At 66.5% G+C, this 3474-nt stretch carries 2 protein-coding genes; both read right to left on the bottom strand.

Annotated elements, in window-relative coordinates; genetic code table 11:
• Positions 1–20 precede the first annotated feature (20 nt).
• Positions 21–2345 (bottom strand): tyrosine-type recombinase/integrase, encoded by a 2325-nt coding sequence (locus tag AB0J47_RS42175; RefSeq protein WP_364360315.1) that lies wholly within the window; start codon positions 2343–2345, stop codon positions 21–23.
• On the bottom strand, positions 2342–3403 hold the full coding sequence (locus tag AB0J47_RS42170) for a site-specific integrase (RefSeq protein WP_364360312.1): 1062 nt from the start codon (positions 3401–3403) through the stop codon (positions 2342–2344). Before AB0J47_RS42170 ends, AB0J47_RS42175 begins: the two co-directional genes overlap by 4 nt.
• Between the last annotated feature and the right edge of the window lie 71 nt (positions 3404–3474).

The raw sequence follows: 3474 nt of genomic DNA, 5'->3' as shown, positions 1-3474 counted from the left end.
ATTCTGTGGAATCTGAAAAGTCAAGCCGGTGACCGTTGTCCGTGGCGGACGCCAACGATCGGCAGCTGGATGCCGATCGCGGTGCCGGCCCGGGGTGTTTGGTCCGATGGCGTGGGGACATCGGCAAGGCGTTGCAGCAGCCGGTCGAGCGCGGTCTGGCCGTCGTGGACCGCGGCTTGTTCATCGTCGGTGAGCGGGATGCTGACGAGCATGCGTTGCAGGTTCGATTTTGCTTGCAGCAGTTGACTTTTGCTGGATTCCTTCGGGGTGTAGAAGTCGCAGCGGGCGCAGGCCATGCGGTGCGGGCATTGTTCGAAGAAGCTGTAGGTGCAGTAGCCGTGGCCGAGGTCGTAGTGCTGCCAGGGCTCGCCGGCGGCTGCGGCGCCGTTGGTCACGGCGTCGCGGTCGACGAGGACTTCGATGGTGCGCATGTTGCGGGTGAAGTATCCGGCGTCGCCGTATGCCTTGGTGAGGGTGTTCGGGCTGATCTTGGCGTAGAACTGGGTCGACTGCGGTGAGCGGTGACCGAGCCACGCCTGCAGCTCGAACAAGGTCATCGGTTCTTTGGCGTTGTAGAGCTGGCTCGCGATGGTCGAGCGGGCCCGGTGGCTTGTGATGTTGCCGCGGACGTCGGCGGCGGGGACTCCGGCTTTGCGGCAAAGCATCGGGATCACGGTGTTGTTGATGTAGGCCGACGACATCCGGCGCGCACGGACAGCGAAGAGCAGATCGACGTGTTGTCCGGTGCGGCGGTCGACGAATGCCGGCTGGTCGGGCCGGATCGTCTGCCAGGTGTCGATGGCCTGGCCGAGGATCGGGTCGACCGGTTTGGTGAACGCGGTGCCGGTCTTGTGGGTAGGGACGTCGAGCAGGCAGACCGCGTCGCGGGCCAGAATCTGTTGGGAGTCACCGGGAATTGGTGCCCCGTCGTGTTGCCATCGGATGCAGCCGACGCGCAGCCGCGCGATCTCGTCGCTGCGTTGCCCGGAGAACAGCCAGGTCAGTGTGACTGCGCGAACCAGTTCCATCGGATAGAAGTTCCCGGCCTGGGATTGCGGCAGGTCATCAGCAGTCAGGTTCAACCCTGCCCACATCAGTTTCGCCCAGACATCGTCGGCGATGACGCGAGGATCTGGACCGAGCAGGGCGGCGATGCTGCGTGGGGTGGCCAGTGTGCGGTTGGGATCGAAATGCCTTGGCAGCCACTCCCATTCCTGGCAGTCCCGGAAGAATCGCCGGACCGCGGCGATCTGTCCCGCCTTCGTGGGAGCCTCCAGCGGCTTGCCGAGGCGATCGTTGAGCCCCACGGTGCGTTGAACGTAGTCGCCGACCTTCATGCGGTCCAGCGCGGCGATCCAGGTCGCGCAGGTTTGGCGGGTCCAGTTGGCGGGATCGGCCGCTTCGGGATGCTCGGCCTCGAGCCAGCGCCCGACGCGCAGCAGGATCGAGCGGACGCTGCCGCGAACGCGCGGCGTCAGCGTCGAGATGTCGAACCACCGGTCGACCATGGCCGCCCATTCGGGTGCTCCGCCGGTCGCGCGTGCCGAGTGCCGGCCGGTCAGCTGCTGCGGCGGACCGCAGAATCCCAGAGCGGCGACCGCGCGCTGCATTGCGTGCAGGGTGTTGCCGCGTGCGGCGGGCAGCAGCCGTTCGCGTCGAATCCACTCGAACAGCTCTGTATTCAGATCCTCGAGGTGAGGGCTTCGGTTGAGTAGCAGAACCTGACAGGCGACTGTCGGCAGCAGCGTGTCCTCGGCGCGGCCCAGCTGGTAGCCCCACCCGGCCAACACCGACCGGATCCGGCCGATCTCACCGTCGACCAGATCACGCCCGAAAACGTTCCAGGCCAACGTAAGACGTCTGAATCCGCCCAGGCGATAGAACTCACCGAACCCGCCCAGCAGGAATGCGTGCGTGGCCAAGTACGGGCGCACCTCATCACCGGCCCAATCCGGGACCGCGATTCGGAACTCGTGGATATCACCGCCGATCAGTCCGGCCCACTCCTGGTCTGTCCACGACCAGAAGGACCTACCCGTCTGAGCGCAGCGCAGCAATACGACCGCCGTCGTGTCCAGCATCGCGCGCTGTCGGTGGGGTGTCTGCGGAGCATGGATCGCGGCGTTGGCGTCGTCCAGAGGCCGCAGCAAGCGGCGGATCTGTTTCCAGCCTCGGGCGCCAGGGTCGTAGCGGGCCAGGCGGCGCAGGTTGTCGACACCGAGCTCGGTGATCGCATCCTTTTCCGCGGCCCGCAGTGTCGGTGCGGTGTCGTAGCGGCCGGGGTCGATCGGCGGCCGCCAGCGCGGATCGTCGCCAGGGCGGCCGGTGGCGGGTGCGGTGGTCACGGCGCCACCACGAGGTCGGTGCCGGCCAGAGCGGCAACGCGCCAGGCGTGGATCTGGTCCATGCCACGCGTGAGCTTGTCGGCCAGATCGCGGCCCGACAGGTGGATATACCGCAGCGTGGAGTCGGTGTGCCGGTGGCCGGCGAATGCGGCGATCGCATGCACTTCCCACCCCATCCGTGCCAGATCCGTCAAGCACAGATGCCGGGTGGTGTGCGTCGAGAACTGCGCGACACCGGCATCGATTGCGATGCGCCGCACCACTTTCGACCACATCCACAAACTCAGCGGCTCACCCCGGTTGCGCCGGGACTCCGACAAGAACAGCGGTCCGCGCGCCCGGCTGATCCCCGACCGATGAACCAGATACTGCGACAACAACACCCCGGTCGATGCCGAATACGGCACCACCCGCTCGAGGCGGTTCTTCGTCGTCTCCGCCCGCACCCGCAGCATCCGATGAGCCGGATCGACGTCGTCGGTCCGCAGCGAGCACAGCTCCTCCCGGCGCAGTGCAGCATCGTAGGCCAGTGCCAGCATCAGCCGATTACGGATCGAATCGTGCCGCGCCACGTTCAGCACACACAGCCACTGCTGCTCGTCCGGAATCCACGGCAGCTTCGTCAGCCGCGGCACCAGCCCACGCTGCATGCCACCGGCCCGCCGACCCGGCGTGTATCGGCCCCGGCCTACCGGATTCGATTGCCGCAGGCCCTCTTCCATCAAATAGTCGTAAAACAACCGGACCGGCACCAGCCGCTGCTGAATCGTCGCGTTCGCCAGCCCGGCCCCGGAGTCGATCGACACCACGTTCGCACCACGCCGGTGCGGACGAGAAGTCAACTCCCGCACGAACACCGCGACGTGAGCGCGGCTCGCGGTCACCGGATCGATCTGTTCCCTCTCGCACAGCAGCAGATACTCCGCCAGCCCGCGCCCATAGGCATCGATCGTCCGCGGCGCCCGCCCGAGATCAACCCAGATCCCCAGCCACACCGCCGCCTGCTCGTGCCGTCCGAGCACCGGCCACTTCTCCACCAGCGCCACCGCGCCACTCAACCTGCCTCCAAAGTCCGTGGTCACCCCAGGGAGACATGATCATCCCGAGCCAGATTCCACGTAACTTTTAA

Source organism: Nocardia sp. NPDC049737, from assembly GCF_040674755.1.
Taxonomy (GTDB): domain Bacteria; phylum Actinomycetota; class Actinomycetes; order Mycobacteriales; family Mycobacteriaceae; genus Nocardia.
This window is presented reverse-complemented; position numbering and strand designations above follow the sequence as displayed.